The organism is Fischerella muscicola PCC 7414 (assembly GCF_000317205.1).
Classification (GTDB): domain Bacteria; phylum Cyanobacteriota; class Cyanobacteriia; order Cyanobacteriales; family Nostocaceae; genus Fischerella; species Fischerella muscicola.
In genome coordinates this window covers 68,263-90,044 of the sequence record NZ_AJLK01000150.1, presented here as the reverse complement: position 1 = coordinate 90,044, position 21,782 = coordinate 68,263, and the positions used below count along the sequence as shown (strand labels likewise).

General features: G+C 41.3%; 15 protein-coding genes and 1 pseudogene. 12 read left to right on the top strand and 4 right to left on the bottom strand.

Annotated features, from left to right (window positions below; all coding sequences use genetic code 11):
- Positions 1 to 236: 236 nt before the first annotated feature.
- Together UYI_RS0123415 and UYI_RS0123405 are read left to right on the top strand one after the other, a co-directional pair.
- A pseudogene (locus UYI_RS0123415) lies at positions 237 to 2,168 on the top strand (GAF domain-containing protein); the annotation flags it as partial.
- A gap of 745 nt (positions 2,169 to 2,913) precedes the next feature.
- On the top strand, positions 2,914 to 6,222 hold the full coding sequence (locus tag UYI_RS0123405) for a GAF domain-containing protein (RefSeq protein WP_016869105.1): 3,309 nt from the start codon (positions 2,914 to 2,916) through the stop codon (positions 6,220 to 6,222).
- 14 nt (positions 6,223 to 6,236) lie between these two features.
- Here UYI_RS0123405 and UYI_RS0123400 read toward each other — a convergent pair whose 3' ends face one another.
- From UYI_RS0123400 to dnaN, 3 genes are all read right to left on the bottom strand, one after another.
- Positions 6,237 to 6,491, bottom strand: coding sequence for a hypothetical protein (locus UYI_RS0123400; RefSeq protein WP_016869104.1), 255 nt, complete (start codon positions 6,489 to 6,491; stop codon positions 6,237 to 6,239).
- 21 nt (positions 6,492 to 6,512) lie between these two features.
- Positions 6,513 to 6,710, bottom strand: coding sequence for a helix-turn-helix domain-containing protein (locus UYI_RS39195; protein ID WP_071588872.1), 198 nt, complete (start codon positions 6,708 to 6,710; stop codon positions 6,513 to 6,515).
- Between the two features lie 149 nt (positions 6,711 to 6,859).
- On the bottom strand, positions 6,860 to 8,026 hold the full coding sequence (gene dnaN / locus UYI_RS0123395; RefSeq protein WP_016869103.1) for a DNA polymerase III subunit beta: 1,167 nt from the start codon (positions 8,024 to 8,026) through the stop codon (positions 6,860 to 6,862).
- Between the two features lie 354 nt (positions 8,027 to 8,380).
- Here dnaN and UYI_RS37765 point away from each other — a divergent pair, with 354 nt between their 5' ends.
- A complete protein-coding gene (locus UYI_RS37765; protein WP_162140415.1) occupies positions 8,381 to 8,623 on the top strand; it encodes a hypothetical protein in 243 nt (80 codons plus the stop codon).
- On the opposite strand, the gene dnaA is transcribed toward UYI_RS37765, so the two are convergent.
- Positions 8,616 to 9,989 carry a chromosomal replication initiator protein DnaA gene (gene dnaA, locus UYI_RS0123390; RefSeq protein ID WP_016869102.1) on the bottom strand — a complete coding sequence of 458 codons (1,374 nt, stop codon included), beginning with the start codon at positions 9,987 to 9,989 and terminating at the stop codon, positions 8,616 to 8,618. The two genes, UYI_RS37765 and dnaA, sit on opposite strands and share 8 nt — an antisense overlap.
- 274 nt (positions 9,990 to 10,263) lie before the next feature.
- Between dnaA and UYI_RS0123385 the strand changes: the two genes are divergently transcribed.
- The 9 genes from UYI_RS0123385 (at position 10,264) to dhaK (ending at position 21,581) form a co-directional block, all read left to right on the top strand.
- Positions 10,264 to 11,436, top strand: coding sequence for an HhoA/HhoB/HtrA family serine endopeptidase (locus UYI_RS0123385; protein ID WP_035138997.1), 1,173 nt, complete (start codon positions 10,264 to 10,266; stop codon positions 11,434 to 11,436).
- A 370-nt stretch (positions 11,437 to 11,806) separates the two neighbouring features.
- Complete coding sequence (def, locus tag UYI_RS0123375; RefSeq protein WP_016869099.1) at positions 11,807 to 12,337, top strand: peptide deformylase; 531 nt, start codon at positions 11,807 to 11,809, stop codon at positions 12,335 to 12,337.
- Positions 12,338 to 12,432: 95 nt separating this feature from the next.
- Entirely contained in the window at positions 12,433 to 13,608 is a 1,176-nt protein-coding gene (locus tag UYI_RS0123370; protein WP_016869098.1) for an HMA2 domain-containing protein, read from the top strand.
- A gap of 15 nt (positions 13,609 to 13,623) precedes the next feature.
- On the top strand, positions 13,624 to 14,937 hold the full coding sequence (locus UYI_RS0123365) for a hypothetical protein (RefSeq protein WP_016869097.1): 1,314 nt from the start codon (positions 13,624 to 13,626) through the stop codon (positions 14,935 to 14,937).
- Between the two features lie 387 nt (positions 14,938 to 15,324).
- Positions 15,325 to 17,556 carry a heavy metal translocating P-type ATPase gene (locus UYI_RS0123360; protein ID WP_016869096.1) on the top strand — a complete coding sequence of 744 codons (2,232 nt, stop codon included), beginning with the start codon at positions 15,325 to 15,327 and terminating at the stop codon, positions 17,554 to 17,556.
- Positions 17,557 to 17,707: 151 nt separating this feature from the next.
- Positions 17,708 to 18,004 (top strand): DUF5132 domain-containing protein, encoded by a 297-nt coding sequence (locus UYI_RS0123355; protein ID WP_026086132.1) that lies wholly within the window; start codon positions 17,708 to 17,710, stop codon positions 18,002 to 18,004.
- A 283-nt stretch (positions 18,005 to 18,287) separates the two neighbouring features.
- Positions 18,288 to 18,872, top strand: coding sequence for an HMA2 domain-containing protein (locus UYI_RS0123350; protein WP_016869094.1), 585 nt, complete (start codon positions 18,288 to 18,290; stop codon positions 18,870 to 18,872).
- Positions 18,873 to 19,312: 440 nt separating this feature from the next.
- The gene (locus UYI_RS0123345; protein WP_016869093.1) at positions 19,313 to 20,353 is read left to right on the top strand and encodes a hypothetical protein; all 1,041 of its coding nucleotides are present in this window, start codon (positions 19,313 to 19,315) and stop codon (positions 20,351 to 20,353) included.
- A gap of 154 nt (positions 20,354 to 20,507) precedes the next feature.
- Complete coding sequence (gene dhaK / locus UYI_RS0123340; protein WP_016869092.1) at positions 20,508 to 21,581, top strand: dihydroxyacetone kinase subunit DhaK; 1,074 nt, start codon at positions 20,508 to 20,510, stop codon at positions 21,579 to 21,581.
- Positions 21,582 to 21,782: the final 201 nt, after the last annotated feature.

Genomic DNA, 21,782 nt, shown 5'->3' with positions numbered 1-21,782 from the left:
GTCGCCTTTTTGTGGTAGAGACCGTAGCAAGAAGCAAAAAGGTTAAGTATTATTTCATACGTTTTCCTGTTTACAATTTTTGATGGGTAATTAAATAACATAGTGGGGAAATAACCAGGTGGTATCCCCAAAAAATCGTATAAATAAAAACTTAAATTAATTAATGTAATTATGTTCTTAAATGTGATACATAATCTTATCTTAATTATAAGTAATATCACGTTTTCTTGGAATATATGCAGGTGACTATCAAAGCAGAAACTCTGCGGCTTCGCATTGCCAACCGTATTCGTTTATCGTCAGAACTGCAAGACGTTTTCACAACAACGGTGGCAGAATTACGTTCGTTTCTTGGAAGTGATCGCGTAAAGATTTACAAATTTCATCCGGATCAAAGCGGTCAAGTTGTAGCTGAATCTGTGGATAGTAACAAGTTACCTTCGCTACTAGGACTCAATTTTCCAGCAGATGACATTCCGCCTGAAGCCCGAGAACTTTTTATCAAGTTACGGGTACGTTCGATAGTGAATGTTGATACTCAACAAATCGGCCGCATTCCCCTATCTGAGGATTTAGAAGACGAAGAAACATCTTCCCAAGAGAATTACTATCGCCCAGTAGATCCCTGTCACGTGGAATATCTAACTGCAATGGGGGTTAAGTCCTCTCTCGTAGTACCGATTATGCATCACGATCAACTTTGGGGATTGTTGGTATCTCACCATACCGAATCTCGTTCAATTTCAGAATCAGAACTAGAAGTGGTGCAGATGGTGTCCGATCAGCTTTCCTTAGCGATCGCCCAAAGTACTCTCCTCACCCAAGCTAGTGAAAAAGCCAAAAGGGAAGCCACTATCAAACGTATCGCGATCCTGCTGCATTCATTGCCCACAATTGAGTATCAGTCAGCTTTAGCAGAAACGATTGCTGCCCTTGGTGGTTCTGGTGGTAGGCTTTGCATAAAAAATCAACTCGTGATGGAAAGTTTTGCAGATTGCTTGCAACTTGATAGCGAGCATATCAAGGTTTATGCCTATGGCAAACAACCTGTAATCCCACAGCAGGCAAAGTACAAACTGATCGAACAATATAGTGTTTGGCAGGAGCGATACAAGTCTGGTAAATACAATATTTGGGCAATTTCAGATGTGTATAAAATTCCTGGTTTGCGAAATCTGCAAGTTGCTTTTCGACCAACCAAAATTCGCAGCATGTTAATGATTCCACTCCATTATCGTCAAGAATTGCTGGGGTATTTAAGTATTTTTCGGGATGAAATTGAAACAAAAATTCTCTGGGCGGGTGAGTTTGACTCTGACGAACGCCAATTATATCCCCGTCAATCGTTTGAGGTTTGGCAAGAATCGAAAACAGCCCAAGCTTGGGAGTGGAATATCGACGAAGTAGAATTAGCTAGAGAATTAGGTCAACAATTTGCCTTTGCAATTCACGAAAACGAGCAATTTCAACAAATACGGATGCTTGTTACCAATGCCAGAACTCAAGTCCAACAAGACGCTACCAAGTTAGAACAGTCAACAAAAAAACAACAGGCGCTTTCAGAGGTGATTGCCAAAATCCGAGATTCTCTCGATGTAGAGACAATTTTTAAAACCACTAGCCAAGAAGTTTCTCAATTACTGCAAGCGGAGCGTGTCAGTGTTTATCGTTTCAACAGTGATTGGGGTGGTGAATTTGTCGGTGATTTTGAGGTGGCTAATCCAGAATGGTCACATTTATCCAAACTCGGTGTCAATACGGTTTGGAACGATACTTATCTACAAGAAACACAAGGGGGACGCTATCGCCACAATCAAACATTCGCCGTCGATGATATTTATCAGATGGAATTTGCTCCCTGTCATGTCGACATCTTGGAGCAATTTCACATCAAAGCTTTTGCGATCGCTCCTATTTTTGTTGGTCAAAAACTCTGGGGTTTGCTAGCTGCTTATCAACATTCAGCGCCCCGTTACTGGGATTCATCTGATATTAAATTCCTAACTCAAATAGCAGCCCAACTTGGGGTAGCACTTCAGCAAGTTGAATTACTGGCAAAAACACAACAACAGGCTGCTGATTTGCGAAAGGCACTGGATGATTTGCAAGCTACAGGGCAACAAAAGCAGTTCTTGATCAAAGTTGTTGAAAAGATGCGGAAGTCATTGACATTCACCGGATACGATCCCGATCTCGAAGAAAGACCATAACTGAAGTAAAAATTTGAAGTTTGGCTATGCTTTACTCTGGAAAACCTAAAAATTTACTACTTTGACGGTTTTTGAGATGAGATATTACCAAATTTCAGCAGGGGAAATGAATTGAAATATCAAAATTAGCATCTACCATAAAAATTTATTTTTATTATTTTTATATAGAAAGATTAAGGAATTATTGTAAAAATTAAGACTAAGTAACTTTCTTTGTAGTTATTCATATAGCAATCCTATCTGCAAAAGTGAAAATTACAAAGAACAGATCCCCGACTTCTTGGAGAAGTTGGGGATCTTGTCTGTTAATGCTATGTATTGTTGCGATCGCTGCGAGTTTTATTTACCACATACTTGAATTGAGTTTCTTTACAGTTGTTAAAGTTAGATAAATTGAACTATATAGATTATTTAATCAACTTACTAGTACTTTTACTGAAGACAAAATTATTAAATAAATCGAAAAATAGTTTATATTTACTGCTCATGCATGAGAACAAACATGCAAAAAGCAAAAAATTATGCTTATCAAACAAGCATTTTGACTGCTTTTTTACTCTCTACTTATTTTCGCCGTACAGCAGTACTGCATGTGAGTTGAAATAAAAAGCTTTAAACAAAAGCACTTTTAATTTTTGCATCCGGCTCGCCACCCTTGTAGGTAATGGCGTCAATTATTCTGCTGATATTTTTTGATAAAAAAATGACTTTATCTCAGGAACAAAACCTGCAAGCAAATCTTCAGCAAAAAGACTTGTTGCGTCGCCTTACTAACCGCATTCGCCGCTCATTAAAATTACAAGAAATTCTGACAACAACAGTGGCCGAAGTACGCTCATTTCTCGGTACGGATCGAGTTATGATTTACAAGTTTCATGATGATGAAAGCGGTCAGGTGATTGCTGAGTCAATAAATGATCATAATTTGCCATCACTGCTGGGGTTAAACTTTCCAGCAGATGATATTCCGCCAGATGCTCGGGAGTTGTTTATCAAGTCACGAGTACGATCAGTTATTGATCTGGATCATCAGCAAATTGGTCAAAGTATAGTGCGTGACTTGGACACTGGTGAGGTTTTATCCGAGGATATCCACTACCGTCCTGTAGATCCTTGTCATATAGAGTACCTAAAGGCGATGGGGGTGAAATCGAGTATTGTAGTGCCAATTATCCATCAAGATCAACTTTGGGGCTTATTGGTTTCTCATCATTCCCTGTCACGTTCGGTGAATGAATATGAAATTGAAGTGTTGCAAATGGTGGTTGAACAGCTGTCAGTGGCGATCGCTCACAGTGATCTGCTGACTCAAGCTCGTACCCAAGCCGAAAGGGAAAGCATTGTCAACCGCATTGCTACCTTATTGCATTCACTACCTGCGATCGCATTACAGCCAGCCTTAGAAACGGCAGTTACTGCCTTTGGTGGTGCTGGTGGTAGGCTTTGTGTGAGAGATGATCCCTCAAATTTTCACAGCAGCAACACCAGAAGCTTAAATGAGTGTTTAATACCTGGAAATGACTGTGTCAAGCTTTATACCTACGGACAACAGCCTGCGATTCCAGAACAAACCGTATACCCATTCCTAGAACAGTATAGTGTCTGGCAAGAATATTACAAGTCTGGTGAATATGATGTATGGGGAATTTCAGATATTTATGAAACTCCAGGCTTACGTACCTTGCAACCAGCTTTTGCAGCAACTAAAATTCGTAGCATGTTGATGATACCGCTGCAATATCGTCAGCAGTTACTAGGTTATTTAAGTATTTTCCGCAATGAAATAGACACAGAAAAACTTTGGGCAGGACAATTTGATCCGGATAGTCGGCAACAATATCCTCGCCTATCGTTTGAGGTCTGGCGCGAGTCTAAAAAAGCACAAGCTCACAAGTGGACATTGGCAGAAATTGAATTGGCTAGGGAAATTGGTAAACAATTTGCCTCAGCGATTCAGCAATACAGGTTGTACCAACAAATACAAAGTTTCAATACCAACCTAGAAAAGCAAGTCCAGCAGCGCACGCAGCAACTGGAACAAGCAACTGAACAACAACAGGCTGTATTTGGCGTCATTACCAAGATTCGTGAGTCTCTCGAAGCCAACACTATTTTTCAAACCACCACTAAAGAAGCTTGCGAGCTGTTACAAGCTGAACGTGTTTCAGTTTATCGCTTCGATTCTGAATGGGGTGGTGAATTTGTTGGTGATTTCGAGGCTATTAATCCCAACTTGTCAAATGTCTCTAAATTAGGCGTGAATCTAGTTTGGAACGATACTTATCTACAAGAAACACAAGGGGGACGCTATCGCCACAATCAAACATTTGCTGTCGATGATATATATCAAATGGGGTTTGAGCAGTGTCATCTGGAAAATTTAGAGCATTACAAGATTAAAGCTTTTATACTTGCTCCTATTTTTGTTGGGGACAAACTTTGGGGTTTACTCGCAGCTTATCAGCATACCAAACCCCGGCATTGGCAAACCTATGAAATTAACTTTCTGAGCCAGATTGCTGTCCAATTAGGGGTAGCACTCCAGCAAGCAGAACTACTCGCGCAAACACGGCAGCAAGCTTTAGACTTGCAACAGTCAGCAGAACAACAACGAATTTTGTTTGAAGTTGTTGCAAAAATGCGGGAATCGCTGGATCTAAATAACATTTTTGCTGCCAGTGTGCGGGAAGTGCGGCGTTGTTTGAATGCTGATCGAGTAGGGATATTTCACTTTGCTTTCGATTCCAATTTTAGTGATGGCGAGTTCGTTTCAGAAGACGTGTTGCCAGATTTTCCTTCTGCTTTAGGTGCCAAAATTCACGATCACTGCTTTGGCGAACAGTATGCCATCCATTATGCCCAAGGACGAATTCAAGCAGTAGCTGACATCTACAACGCTGGATTACAAGAGTGTCACCTTCAAGTTCTGGCACAATTTCAGATTAGAGCTAACTTAGTTGTACCCTTATCCAAAGGCGACCAACTTTGGGGCTTACTCTGCATTCACCAGTGTAGTCAACCTCGGCAATGGCAACCATCAGAAATTCAGTTTACTACTCAAGTTGCAGCCCAGCTGAGTGTGGCAATTGAGCAAGCTGATTTACTTAGTCAAACCAGGTTACAAGCAGAACAATTAGCTGAAGCACTACATGACTTACAACAAATGCAAACTCAGTTGATTCAAAGCGAAAAAATGTCTTCGCTTGGTCAACTAGTGGCGGGTGTGGCCCACGAAATTAACAACCCTGTGAATTTCATACATGGCAATCTCAACTATGTTAATGACTATGCCAGAGATTTACTAGATATGCTGGCTCTTTACGAGCAGCACTACCATGATCTCAATCCAGAAATTCGGGAACGAGCAGAAGAAATTGACTTAGATTTTATAATTGACGATTTGCCGAAAATGCTGAATTCCATGCAGATAGGTACTGAACGCATCCGTCAAATTGTCTTGTCTTTACGAAATTTTTCCAGGCTTGACCAAGCGGATATGAAGCCTGTTGATATTCACGAGGGTATTGACAATACACTGCTGATTTTACAATATCGCCTCAAAGCTAAACCAGAGGGCTGTGCTATTCAGGTAATTAAACAATACAGTGACTTACCTTTGGTTGAGTGCTATGCCGGGCAAATGAATCAAGTTTTTATGAATGTTTTGAGTAATGCGATCGATGCGCTAGAGCAGCAAAGGCAGTCTATCTCAGAAACTCATATCCCAACAATTACAATCAGAACAGCTGTGGGTAAAATTTCTGGCAATACACCCAGTGTTGTCATCAGAATTGCTGATAATGGCCCTGGTATATCACAAGAGACTATTAATCGTATCTTTGATCCTTTTTTCACCACCAAGCCAGTTGGTAAAGGTACTGGCTTAGGACTTTCGATTAGTTACCAAATAATTGTGGATAAACACGGTGGTGTTTTTAAATGTGACTCCCGTCCAGGATTTGGTACAGAGTTCTGGATTGAAATTCCGATGCGACAGCAGGAGTACATTTGAATCTACCAGATAACTCATAGCAGCTGATCTTCCCGTTCCCGGTAAATGCTTTCGCGGCTGATTGCTTCATCTGATAATGGCGGCGCTTTTGCCAGAGAAGGGCTTCTGCCCAATTGATCGAGGAGCGCTTTCCATTCGGGTTCTGTTTGGGTCGCCAAATGGCGTTCAATCAGCGATTCGAGATAGCGATCAACGGAGACTCCCTGTATTGTGGCTTGGGCAATCAGTCGGGCTTCTATTTCTGGCTTGAGGTCAAGTTTAATGGTCATGACGATTATCCTCCTGGCTTTTCATTTTGTATCGTAGGTCAACCTGAGTAGTCGGTTCAACTCTCCCGATACGCTTTGGGTGTCATTGCCGCTCAGGTGTTTGAAGTGCTTGCTAAAGTGGCTTTGACTGGTAAACCCGACCTGGAGGGCAACATCGGCAATACTGCTCTGTCCTTGCAATAACAACGCTTTGGCTAGATCAATGCGGCATTTGATCACATACTGGTGAGGAGAAATGCCTGTAGATTGTTTGAATAACTAGACAAAAGTAATAGCGACTCATCTCTACTTTAGTCGCGATCGCTTCCAACGAGATATCTTCAGATAAATGAGCTTGAATGTAGGCGATCGCTTGCTTGAGTTTAGATTTAATTACGCAGTTGAACAGGCATTGCCAAATAAGTCATTTTCAAACCACCCAAGGGAGTGAAAATCACTGGCGTAAGGTTTGTATTCATCTGCATGAGAATCTCGGAAGCTGGCAAAGCTTTTAAACCTTCCATTAAATATTTAATATTAAAAGCTATATCTATATCTTCTCCTGATATCTGGGCTGGTATGGTTTCCATAGCACTACCCACATCTTGAGATTCCACAGATAAGGTAATTTCTTGAGCATCACCATTGAGGCTGACTTTCACTAGATTATTTTTTTGATCTGCGAGTACAGCAATTCGTTCTAAAGAACTCAACAATTGCTTTCTTTCTAATGTCAATTCTCTTTGAAATTGTTTGGGAATAAGCAGATGGTAAGCTGGATACTGCCCTTCTAGAGTACGGCTAGTCAAGCGTTGATTACCAAATTCAAATACTACTTGACCTTGATCGAAATACAACGCTACAGATTCTTCAGATTCAGAACTATGAGCCAGCATTCGCTCTAGTTCGCGCAAGGCTCTTGCTGGTACTGTTACTTCTAAACCATCTTCGCTATTAGCATCTGGACTTTCATTGGTAGTTTCCACGACTGCGAGGCGATGTCCGTCAGTTGCAGCAAATTCTAGAGTGTCTTGCTTAATCGTTAAATGTACACCAGTAAGTACTTGCTTGGTTTCATCTGCGCTGGTGGCAAACAATGAACCCCGTAAACCCTCAATCAATGTACTAACACTGAACTGCATAGGTTGAGTATTTTCAATCACGGGCAGTTCTGGAAACTCTTCGCCCCCCATTGCTCGTACCTGATAACGTCCGCTCTTAGGTGTGAGTGTAACAATTAAACCGTTATAGTCTGGTAAATTGTCAGTAGCTGATGATTCATCGTCCAGGGTAATTTCTCCCTCTGGTAAACGAGAGACTATGTCATTAAGCAGTTTCGCAGGCACAGCGATCGCTCCCGATTGTACTACCTCAGCACTGAAACTGGTGCGGATACCCAAACTCAAATCAAACGCTGTCAGGCTAACTTGGTTCGTTTCAGCATCAGCCTGCAACAGCACATTCGCCAAAACTGGATGAGTAGGACGAGAAGGAACAGCACGACTGGTTAATGAGAGGTGAGTACTGAGATCGCTTTGAGTACAAACGAGTTTCATAGTCAAAGTTAGCTGGTGTGCTTGGATATGGTAACACCGTTAGGCAAGGTTAGGGCAATGGGCAGTGGGGGGAGTAAATATTTTAAAGAACTACTAACCACTGTACAGACGTGCCATGGCACGTCTGGTACAACCACTAACTACAGTATGTGGAAATTGTGGAAAATATGTGGAAAATCTCTCTAGTTTTTCCACAGGATAATTATACTTAATTAAGTTTTCCACAGGATTTTTATGAGTTTTCCACAATTAATTAGGGATTTTCCACAATCTAATTTATTCTTAATAGTTTTTTATAGTTCACTTAATAATTTAGTTGATTGTTGGTTGTTGATTGTTGGTTGTTAGTGGTGAGTGGATAGTTCACTTAATGATTTAGTTGATTGTTGGTTGTTGGTTGTTGATTGTTGGTTGTTAGTGGTTGTACAGACGTGCCATGGCACGTCTGTACAGTGGTTAGTAGTTAATTGTCTCCCCATCACCCCATCACCCCATCACCCCATCACCCCATCACCCCATCACCCCATCACCCCATCACCCCATCACCCCATCACCCCATCACCCCATCTCCCTTGTCCTCCTTGTCCTTCTACTTAGGTCGGCTTGTCATATTAATGCGATCGCTCAGTTGACGTAGTGTTTGTCCTAAGTTTTGATCTGTTTCTTTTAATTGCGTAATTTTCTCACAACTATACATAACCGTTGTGTGGTCTTTACCACCAAATTCCTCTCCTATTCTAGGCAAACTTAAATCCGTGTGCTGCCGCATTAGATACATTCCTATCTGACGAGCCCAACTAATTTCTCGCCGTCGTGAGTTGCCTTTGAGGTCGTCAATCGTCACATTAAACTCATCGGCGATGATGGTTAAAATTGTTTCTGGGGTTGCTTCTACCTTTTGAGTAGGAGGTTCCAGTACAGGTGCAATATTTTCTACCGTCATGGATAAACCCCAAATAGAAACATATGCCAGCGCCCGAATAAATGCTCCTTCCAGTTCTCTAATATTTGAGGTGTAATTAGAGGCAATATATTCAATTACATCCTCCGGTAGCCGGATATTTTCATACTCGGCTTTTTTTTGTAGAATAGCCATTCTAGTTTCTAAATCTGGCGGTTGAATATCAGCAATCAAGCCCATTGCAAACCGAGAACTTAGACGTTCTTGCAGACGAGGAATTTTATTAGGAGGGCGATCAGAAGCAATCACAACTTGCTTACCAGCTTCATGTAAAGTATTAAATGTATGAAAAAACTCTTCTTGGGTATATTCTTTACCCTCAATAAACTGAATATCATCAACTAAAATCAAATCTGCTGCTCGGTAGTGTTCGCGAAAACTTTGCATACTGTCTTTGCGAATAGCAGTGATTAAATCATTAGTAAACTGTTCGGTCGAAACATAAAATATTTTTGAATCTGGGCAAATTTCTAAGCGATAATGCCCGATCGCCTGCATCAGGTGAGTTTTACCTAAACCTACACCACCACATAAAAACAAGGGGTTAAATTCTCTACCAGGTGATTCCGCAACTGCCAAAGCCGCAGCGTGAGCCATGCGATTGTTGGCTCCGACTACAAAGCGTGAAAATACATATTTTGGATTTAATTCAGTGGTTTTGGGCGGATTTTTAACAGCATTGTCCGAAATAATGGTCGGAGGTGGTAATGATAAAGTTCCTTCTTTGTCTGTTAACTGAGACACATCATCACCCTGAGCAACAGTAATATAAATTTCTACAGGATGACCCAAAATATCCTGAACAACATTAGTAATTGTCTTAATGTAATATTTTTGCAGCCAATTACGGGCAAAGGGGTTGGGAGTACGAATGACTAAATAGTTATTTTCCAGTCGTTCAGCGCTAGCAGTTTTGATCCAAGTTTCAAAGGTGGGACGAGATAGCTCTAGCTGCAAGCGTTCCAGAACCTGACTCCACAGATTATCTATGGGAATTGCCATTATCTACCACCTTTGCTGGTAATCGTCACAATAATATAAGCAAGCACCAATTTAACATTCAGCTACTCTAGACCAGGAATATGCTTTTAAGTTGTAATCTTTGTTTGGACTCCCCCGGTAGGCAATATCCTACCACTGACACATTCACATGGAGAAGTAAGCACGGATGAAGAAACCAGACAATGACTTGCAAACAATAAATCTTAATACAGAATTAAGTAAGTTAACAGATACGGTTTTGCAAGACGCGCAGAGGGTGTTTAATAAATTCCCCATGTCTTCTATGCGGTTCCTGCTACTGGGTAGCGTAGCAATTGTATCCCTTGGGGGCTGTTCCCTACCAGTGAATATGCCAGGGAATCAAACACCCAATTCTCAAGCGCAAAACCCGACAAGCGCCCCTGCTCCCGCTCCGCCTCCTATTTTGCAATCATCTGGAGATCCCAATTTTGTAGTGAATGTAGTACAAAAGGTAGGGTCTGCGGTGGTTCGCATAGATTCTGCTAGAACGATCACCTCACCAGCGCCAGATGAATTTGGCGATCCATTTTTCCGGCGGTTCTTTGGCGAAGAACTACAGCCTAGACAGCGAGTCGAACGGGGTAGTGGTTCTGGTTTTATTATCAGTGCCAATGGTCAAATTTTAACCAATTCTCATGTAGTTAATGGTGCTGATACGGTAACGGTAAGATTAAAAGATGGCAGGACTTTTGACGGAAGAGTCATAGGGGAAGATCCAGTCACAGATGTAGCTGTAGTGACAATTGATACCCAAAATTTGCCTACTATTGCTCTAGGTAATTCTGATGTTGTACAGCCAGGAGAAGCAGTGATTGCAATTGGTAATCCTCTGGGTTTAGACAATACTGTAACCTCTGGAATTATTAGCGCCACAGGACGTTCTGGTAGTGCGATCGGTGCTAGCGACAAACGTGTTGATTATATTCAAACTGACGCTGCTATTAATCCTGGTAACTCTGGTGGCCCTTTACTAAATGTTCGTGGTGAAGTTATTGCTATGAACACTGCCATTATTCGCGGCGCTCAAGGCTTGGGCTTTGCTATTCCCATCAATACGGCACAAAGAATTGCCCAAGAATTAATTGCTAACGGGAAAGTGGATCATCCCTATTTGGGTATTCAAATGGCGACGCTGACACCCGAAATTAGAGAAAGAATCAGTAAATTAGGTATTAATCTGGCAACGGATAAAGGGGTTTTACTGATTGCTGTTATAGCACGCTCTCCCGCAGCCAATGCTGGATTAAGAGAAGGTGATGTAATTCAGAGTATCAATAACCAGCCTGTGACTGATGTTGAACAAGTGCAAAAATTAGTAGAAAACAGTAGAATAGGAATTCCTTTACAAATACAAGTACAACGCGATGGACGAAATTTGCAAGTTGCAGTCAGACCTGCTCCTTTGCCAGTTCAGCGTGAAAGCTAATATGAATGATGAATTACGTAAGACTGTGAATTAAAAAAGCCGGTAATAGATTATGGGGAATAGTCAACATACCAGTTACCACCTAACCAGCTACGGGAAATCCATCTGTGTCATCTGTGTTTATCGGTGTGTATCGGTGGTCGATTTCTAAAAATAATAATTTTTTACCAGACGTAAGGAACATAAGTCTCTATATCTATTCACATCAGGCGTGAATTATGAATAAAAAGATTTAATAACTTATAATTTTTGATAGTCATAATTAGGAGCTTGAGATAATGGTTGAAATACACCAATTTGAAAAATTATTGCGACCGATAGATTTAAAAAACCTATACCGAGATTAAGTTGTTCCAATCCAAAATCCAAAATGGCATTACTCCCAATTATTCAATTAGGTAATCCCATACTTCGTCAAAAAGCAACTGAAGTTGAAGATATCCAAGATGAAACAGTTCAGACGGTGATTGACGATTTAATGGCTACAGTTGCTGAGTCCAATGGTGTAGGCATTGCTGCCCCTCAAATTGCCCAATCATATCGTGTGATGATTGTGGCGTCACGCCCTAATCCCAGGTATCCCCATGCCCCACATATGGAACCCACGGCCATGATTAATCCCCGGATTATCGCTCATTCGAGTACAATGATCAAAGATTGGGAAGGTTGCTTGAGCATTCCTGGTATTAGGGGTTTAGTACCAAGGTATGAGGCAATAGAAGTTGAATACACCGACAGAAACGGCAAGATACAAAGGCAATTGTTAACTAATTTTGTTGCTCGGATCTTTCAACACGAATACGATCATTTTGATGGTATAGTATTTTTAGACCGCTTGGAAAGCAATTTAGATATTGTCACTGATCACGAGTATCAAAAATTAATTGTTAACAAGATTTGACAATAAATAATTCTAAAGAGCTATACAGCAGGTGGAAATTTAAGTTAGATTTAATCTGATGTTAACCTTTTGGCTTTGAGGTAGCTATTGGGTAAATGACAAATACTATTAGTAGTCGCAAGGGGTTAAGTCAACCGCTGCAACAATCTTCTGGCTTAATCTTTGCTCATCAGCAAAGCGATGAAGTTGATAATCACAAGGGTGAAGTATCTACACGGTCAACGGCACAATTAGGGCTGAGCGGTCTAAAAATTATTCATGTTAGCCAAGGGCGGGTGCGAATTCGTGCCACTGACGTCAGTCATAACTCGATACTGGAAAGTTTATCCCAGGAATTACGGCAGCATAATGGTGTAACACAAGTCACCACTAATCACAAAACTAGTAGTTTAGTGGTTAAATTTGATGAAGGTAGGCTGCCTTTGCCACTGATGTTGGCAAGACTTCAAGAGTTTGGCATTCAGCAATATCAAGCTACTTCTGATTCACAAACTAATACCGATCCCTTCGCTGCTTGGAAATCAGCAGAATTTTGGAAAGAGCAAGGACTTTCCTTTATTCCTTTATTTGCAGGACTGGGGGTGACAGGGGCACTGGGAATCAATGGGTTGGCAGCAATTCCGGTATACATGATTACAGCAGATGCCACCCGACGTGTGATTGACTATATAGAACCTCAATTATTCGGAACTAAAAAGAATAAAAAATTGAATACAGCTTCTGCAACACAATCAACAAAAAAACATCAGGTTACATCGCAATCCTCTTTAGCAAAAGTGGAGCAAATCGCACCTACCAAACAAGAGTTATTCTCAACAGGCACTGCGGACAATGCAAAGATTACTTGCAACATTGTCCATGCAATTCCGGGGCGTATCCGGCTGAGTGTACCAAAACTAGCTCAAGATCGAGATTACGCAACACGCTTGGAAAGATTGCTGAAAGCTGATCCCCAGGTTACAAACGTACGTGTTAATTGTGATGCTGCATCAGTGGCGATCGCATATCAACCAAGCAATATTGCAGCAGGTCACTGGATTGGTTTAATGCAGCTAGCACAGCAGGCTGCACCGCGAGTCACAGAAAAAGACGCTCATACGCACCCAATTGCCAAGCCAGTTACTGAGTCGAGCAAACCAGAAGAATTCCGAACAGCAACAGTGGAACCTACACCAGAGGTAACTGGTTTATGGGCTACATTCAAAGCCCCTGCTTTGTCTTATGCTCTCGCCTTTATGGCGAACTTTCCTATTAATGCAGCCCCGGACTGAGGAGGGAGGAAAGCAATGGTTGGATCAAGGTTAGGACTGGCGTCTATCCCAGAAAAAAAAACCCAGCTAAGAGTTACGCAACAAACTGATCGCCCTGAAGAGCGATCACCCCAGGAAATTTACAGCATCACCTATGCAATGCCAGGACAAGTCGGGTTTTGCGTACCCCGTATTTCCAGAGATCAAAGCTACCTGGAACGTCTTGTAAAGTTGCTGAAAGCAGAAGCTTTAGTCATAGATGTGCAAGTCAATATTACCGCCGCTTCTGTGGTAGTAACTTATAAGTCTGGGAAAATGTCAGATAGTGAGATGCGATCGCATCTAATTGATCTGATTCAATCTGGAGTCAAAGAGCCAGCAACGATTCAACCAGTAAATTCCTATCCCAAAACTCAGAAACAAACTGAACTTGGAATGGCAAAAGAAACTTACAGCATTACCTATGCAATGCCAGGACAAGTTGGGTTTTGTGTTCCTCGCATTTCCACAGATGAAAAATATCAAGAGCGTCTTGTAAAGTTGTTGAAAGCAGAGGCATTGGTTACGAAGGTGCAAATAAATATCACTGCCGCGTCTATTGTGGTAATGTACAAATCTGGAGAAATTTCAGATAGTGAGATGCGATCGCATCTAATTGATCTGATTCAATCTGGTACAGCAGAGCCAGCAACTATACAACCAACGACTTCATACCCAACAGTCAACCACACAGAAAACAGACAACAAGACGAGGAGAAATTGTCAGTTCTCCCTGCACCTTCCCCTACTCCAGTTAGCAGACATTTTAACGTCACTGCTGTTAAGAAAATTGTAGTTGCAACCATCACAGAACACAAATTTCTGCTGAGTAGAAAGTTGCCTAAAGAAAGTAAAGAAGGCAGAAGGCACAGAGAAGTCACAGCGGAGGAAGCCTCCGATCTGAGCTTCAAAGAGGCAGAAGGCAGAAGGGTTGATTGCATAGGTATTCAAGTCCTGCCAGTGTCCTCGTCTCGCCCTAAATCTGCCGTACTTCCCCAGAAAACTGAACAGCAAGCAAAGCCATCAGCCAAAGTAGCTTATAGCGTTGCTCATGTCATTCCGGGAAGAATTCGGTTTCATGTGCCTCGAATCGCAAAAGATCCGCAGTATGTGCAACGCTTAGAGGCTTTATTACAAGCAGATCCAACGGTCATCGGCGAACGAATTAACCGTGCCGCAGCATCAGTTGTCATCACATACAAATCTGCGGTGAAAGCTAATACTAAAGACCGTGATAGCAGTGTTTTGGAAGCTGCAATCTCACATTTAGCAAATCTGCTGCAATCTGCCAGTGATGTGGCAGTTGCCTAAATTTTCTAACCAATCTACTAAATCAGTGAACAGGCGTATAGTGGGAGACTTAAACCCAAGCGAAGATGCGCTCTTGACTGACTACTAGACCTTTTGCAAAAGTCTATTTTCAAAAAACGAACACCGATAAACACCGATAAACACCGATAAAATCCATATCCATCTGTGTGCATCTGTGTGCCATGAGTGTACCTTACGGAAGCGGCTACGCGTCTACGTAATTAAGAATTATTCTGATTTTTGCAAGATATCGACTCTTAAATTTAAAGACTTGAAGATTATTGTTTGTAGTCAGGACTTTAGTCCTCAATGAGCGAAGACAGCGCTCACTACAAACTGTCTTCTCGTCGCCAATGTTCACCAATATTTTTGTATGAGAGAGAAGCAATGGTACAAGTTAAGGTGGGTCTACCATCCTCCACAGGTCAATCCCAACTGAATTTGACCCAAAAGAATGGGAAAGCCCATTTTATAGAACACAAGGGACATTCACGCACGCATCTTCCCAAAGTAGATTACAGTGTTATCCATGCAATTCCGGGAAGAATAAGATTACGAGTACCTCGCTTGCGTCACAATCCCGACTACGCACAGCGCCTCCAAGTTCTGCTAGAAGCAGATGCGTTAGTTACATCTTTTCGACTCAAGCCAGCTGCTGCATCAGTTGCTGTTACTTATAATCCCAAAACAGTCTCAGAATTTAAGCTACGCCATCATCTGGGGCATGTATTTCAATCCGCAGCAGAAGTTGTAGTTTTGAAACCGACAAAGCACAAAACAACAAAAGCAACGGAAACATCCTGGCCTGGATTACAACTTTCTGGGGCTGCTACTGCTTTAGCCGTGCTGGGTGGCCCTTTGGGATTACCCATTTCACCTATTTTCATGGTAGGAACCATTTCTCTTGCCACCTTGCCTGTTCTCCAACGCGCTTGGAAAGGAATTACGGTAGAACGAAAACTGAATATAGACTTTTTGGATTTGATCGCGATCGCAATTACCACGATTCAAGGTAGATTTCTCGCCCCAGCATTGATGTTGAGTTTAATTGATATTGGTGAAAAAATTCGCGATCGCACTGCTCGTTGTTCCGCACAGCAAACTTTAGACCTGCTCAGTTCCTTGGGGCAATTCGCCTGGGTAGAACGAGATGCTCAAAAGCAACAAATTCCCATTCACGAAGTGCAGCGCGGTGATATCGTCATCGTCTATCCAGGAGAACAAGTCCCAGTTGACGGTAAGATATTGCGGGGGAAAGCGCTGCTAGATGAACAAAAACTGACTGGTGAGTCTGTACCTGTATTAAAAACTAAGGGACAAAACGTTTTTGCTTCTACCTTGGTCAGGGAAGGACGCATGTATATTTTGACCGAAAAAGTCGGTCACGATACTCTTGCGGGTAAAAGCTTGCAGTTAATGGAGCAAGCTCCCGTCCACGATACCCGGATGGAAAACTATGCAGCGACAGTAGCACAAAGAACAGTCCTGCCAACTTTGCTACTAGGAACAGCAGTATTTGCCCTGACTCGTAACCCAGCACGAGCAGCCAGTGTCCTCACCTTAGACTTTGCTACGGGTATTCGTGTATCAGTACCAACTACAGTTTTAGCAGCCCTCACTCATGCAGCCCAGCGCGGTGTTCTCATCCGCAGTGGTAGGGCATTAGAGCAGCTGGCACAAGTAGATACCATTGTTTTTGATAAAACTGGTACTTTGACTCAAGGCGAAGCTGCTGTTGTTGGTGTAGAAAGTTTGAATCCTGCCGTTTCTTCTGTGCGGGTACTGCAACTTGCAGCAACTGCGGAACAACGCCTAACTCATCCAGTTGCAGAAGCAGTCATGCGCTACGCCGAAGCTCACAAAGTTGAAATGCTGCCACGTAGCAAGTGGGACTATCAATTGGGCTTGGGTGTAAAAGCAGAGATTGACGGCGAGACAGTTTTTGTGGGTAGTGAACGTTTTCTGCGTCTGCAAGAAGTGGATATGTCTGGTTTGGAGGGACGCCAAAAACCTGCTTCGGCAATTTATGTTGGCAGCAACGGTCAACTTTTAGGTATAATAGAATATAGTGACCTTTTGCGTCCCGAAAGCCGCGAAGTCATTAGCAGACTGTTAACGGTCGAAAATGTGGAAGTACACATGCTAACCGGAGACAACAAGCAGACTGCTAGTGCTGTAGCCGCTCAGCTTGGCATTGCCCCAATCAATACCCACGCCGAAGCTTTTCCTGAGCAGAAAGCAACAGTTGTCCGTGAATTACACGAACAAAACAAAACAGTTGCATTTGTTGGTGATGGCATCAATGATTCGCCTGCCTTAGCATACGCTGATGTTTCCGTTTCCTTCGCCAACGGTTCCGATATTGCTCGTGAAACAGCAGACGTGGTACTGATGCACAATAACTTGCATGGCTTACTAGAAGCGATCGCGATCGCTCGCCAAACCAAGCAATTAATTCAGCAAAATACGGGCATTATTGCCATTCCTAACTTAGCTGCTTTGATGGTAGCCGTTTTCTTTGGTCTAAATCCTTTAGCGGCAACAGTAGTTAACAATGGCTCCACAGTCGTTGCGGGAGTCAACGGTTTACGTCCACTTCTCCAGCCAAAAAATAGTTAGTGGTTGGTTGTTGGTTGTTGATTGGTGGTTGTCCCCAACAACAACCAACAAATTTCAAAATCTCTATCAACAGCAGGATGAGATATCTATCTCTACTGAACTAAATTTAGAGGTTTTAATATAAAGTTCAATCCTCGTGAGGTTAATGACAATGGCACCAAAAATTACTGACTTTGTAGAAGATGCTGGCGCACCTGGAATTATTGCAGGTATTGGTGCAGTTATCTTAGCACCAGTTGTGATTCCAGTAGTAGCTGGAGTTGGTAAACCAATCGCTAAGTCTTTGATCAAAGGCGGACTGGTTCTTTACGAAAAGAGCAAAGGAGCTTTTGCAGAATTAGGCGAAACCTGGGAAGACATGGTAGCCGAAGCCAGAGCAGAACTCGCTGAATCTAAGCAACTGCCAGCCGTTGAAGCTGCTGATAATATATCTGACAATGGTGCATGACACGATTGTTAGGTAAAGTTTAAAGGGCAAGGAAAAAGGAAACTTTTTCACCTTAGCCCTTTAGCAATTTTGGATTTTAGATTAATACTAAGTTGCTTTCAAAAATAGTAACTGAGGCATCGGGGGATCGGGAAAACAATATCACTCACCACCTCATGCCTCAAAGTGTTACGCTCAACTGCAACTTAGTATGAAAGCTTTTCCCAGAAGTTATTCGCTTTATTGCAAACTCCTTACAGAACTAGTTGAATAAAATTTGTAATTGCTCAAGGAGAGTGGTTACGTGTGGAAAAATAGTAATGGCAGTCTTACTGATATGCCAAAGACAATGTCAGATAAAATCATTAAAACGCGGCCTAAACCTATACTGACAAAAATAATCAGTAATACTCCAGGGCGGTTACGTTTGCGAGTTGCTCATTCCCATCGTCAAAAGCAAGAAATGCAACGTCTCGCCAAAACCTTGGAGGCAAATTCTAGTATTAATGATGTGCGGATGAATGTTCAGCAAGGCAGTATTACTATCCAGCATAATGCTGACGATGAAAGTTTTAAAAACGTTCTTGCTGCACTATATGATTTAGGCATTGTTTTCGCTGATATTACAGCTGGAAAAACTGAAGCAGCAGCAGGAGTATCAAATTCCATTGTTGATTTGAACCAGCGAGTCCACGATGTAACCAACGGTTTAATTGATTTGCGAATTATTATGCCTATAGGACTTGCTAGCCTTTCTATTCGACAATTACTCAACAAAGGTTTGCAATTAGAAACCATTCCCTGGTATGTGTTGGCATGGTATGCATTTGATAGTTTTATTAAGCTGCATGGTAGTACAAGCCAAGCAAAATCTACGAGTGAAGAATAGGTTAAATAAGTTTATAGTGTGGGTATCTTGCCCGCACTATAAAAGATATTATTTTACATCTAGTTACATAAATTAAAAGATATTTAAAATCTTCCCATCCTTGCTTTTTTCTTGGAAGTATGGGAAGGCAAATGCTGATTCCTACAGAATTTTTATATTTTCCTATAGATTAAAAATTTTACTTACTTAGTGAAATGAAATATTTTGCCTGAGAAGCTACATATAAGTAATTTTACGGTCAAAAATATTGTAAAATTACACATTTATATATTAACTTCATACTTTTGTTGCCAAAAATTTATATTTACTCGGTTATACTTCTTGGTTAAGTAAAAATTAATAGAAAATTATAAACTCATTAAATTCTAATGATAACCAGTGATTGGTATCATTTATGACTTTAGTGTGAATTTTCGCATGAAAATAAACAAGGAAAGCTAATGGTAAGCCACGCCAAGACCAAAGAATTTCAACCAAAGCCGCTAGGAATGTACTTAGTTGAAGCTGAATTGATTACCCCAACTGAATTAAACATAGCACTTGAAGAGCAGAAGGTAAGTGAAAAACAGTTGGGAGAAATTTTAGTGATGCTTGGTTTGATCAAACAGCAAACCATTGAGTATTTCATGGAAAAAGTAGTATTGCCAGAGCGACAGAAATTCAACAACACATCTTCTGATGCGGATAGAAGTAAGAGTAAACACTTGAGTGTACTTGAGCAAGTAGATCCTACAAAAACTAGAAAATATCATCAACTTGATGTATTTCTTTCTGCTAAAAGAGTCGTCAAATTTCTACTTGGTATAGTATTTTTTCTTACCATCATTAGTGTGGTTGTGAATTTCACTGAGCATTATCTACCTGATTACCCTTCAAGGGAACTGTTTAAAGATTTATTTGATCTTGACAGTGAGATGAATATTCCTTCACTTTACTCCGCTGGAGCTTTACTATTTTGTTCTATTCTACTTGCAACGATCAGCAAAGCTAAGAAGGCAGCTGGAAATAATGATTATCGCTCATGGGCAGGACTATCAATAGTCTTTGTTTATCTATCCTTTGATGAATTCATCAGTATTCATGAAAAACTAATTCTACCGTTACGAAATGCATTGCATACCCGAGGCTTTCTTTACTACCCTTGGGTGATTGCAGGTGCTATTTGTGTAGCTTTGTTTTTGTTGCTATTTTGGCGATTTGTCATTACCCTTCCTAAAAAGATACGCAGATTATTTTTGATTGCTGGGACAATCTATATAGCAGGTGCAATTGGTGCTGAAATGGTGGGTGGATTTTATGCAGATTACTATACTGATACCAATATGATTTTTGTCTTGATAACTACTTTAGAAGAAGTGCTAGAAATGATGGGTGTTATCGTCTTTATCTATGGACTACTGTCATACATAAGTTCCTATATGAATGGTATAGATGTGGAATTCCATATTATTGATAGCAAGAAGCAACGCCTAATTACTTGAAAAATATTATAAGAAATGAGTTTTCAGCATCTCAATAACCAGTAGGAAAAACTTCTGGTTATCTTTTGCTCGTTGTTCATAAAACTCTTAGACTAATAAAAAAGACAATTATTTTGATTCAAATATTTGTCCAAAAATTTCCTACGAGCAAAAGATGAAAAAACTAATCAACAATCCCCATGATTTTGTGCGCGAAAGTCTAGAAGGTATGGCGATCGCTCACTCGGATCTCATCAAAGTTAATTTTGATCCTAATTTTGTCTATCGAACTGATGCACCCCTAAAAGGCAAAGTAGCAATTGTTTCTGGGGGTGGCAGTGGTCACGAGCCGATGCACGCTGGTTTTGTGGGAATGGGAATGCTGGATGCTGCTTGCCCTGGAGAGGTTTTTACTTCGCCTACCCCTGATCAAATGCTAGCAGCAGCAAAGGCTGTAGATGGTGAAGCGGGAATTTTATACATTGTCAAAAATTACTCCGGGGATGTGATGAATTTTGAGATGGCAACGGAGTTAGCTAGGAGTGAAGGTATCCGGGTGCTAAATATTGTGATCGATGATGATGTTGCAGTCAAAGATAGCCTGTATACTCAGGGACGTAGAGGTGTGGGAACTACAGTCCTAGCGGAAAAAATCTGTGGTGCAGCAGCCCAGCAGGGATACGATTTACAACAAGTAGCTGCTTTATGCAAGCGCATCAACCTGAATGGACGAAGTATGGGTATGGCGCTGACTTCCTGTACAGTACCAGCCAAAGGTACACCAACATTTGCACTTGGAAACCAAGAAATAGAAATGGGTATCGGGATTCACGGTGAACCCGGCAGAGAACGCATGAGTATAAAATCAGCAGATGAGATAGCTGAGATGTTAGCGCTTTCAATTATTGAGGATGCATCCTATACTCGGACATTGCAAGAGTGGGACGAAAAAATGGGCGAATGGCAACAAATGGAACTGACAGATGCAAATTTTGCCAAAGGCGATCGCTTATTAGCTTTTGTTAATAGTATGGGTGGTACTCCGCTCTCTGAGTTATATATTGTCTACCGCAAACTTGCAGAAATTTGTCAAAAGCAGGGACTACAAATTGTGCGACATTTAGTAGGTGCTTATATCACTTCCTTGGAAATGCAAGGTTGCTCAATCACTCTACTCAAACTAGATGACGAGATGATTCGTTTATGGGATGCACCTGTCAAAACTCCAAGCTTGCGGTGGGGAATTTAACAGTTATCAGTTATCAGTTATCAGTTATCATTTATCAGTTTCATTACCGGGTATAAGTCCCCTACCATATGTCTGATAACTGTTCATTGTTAAGTGATTTAATATAAGTTTTATGTACTCAAATAGAACTAATTACACATCTTTTTTTCCTGTTTCCTGTTAATAGTTCCCTACCTCCACGAATGAATTTCATTTTGCCCA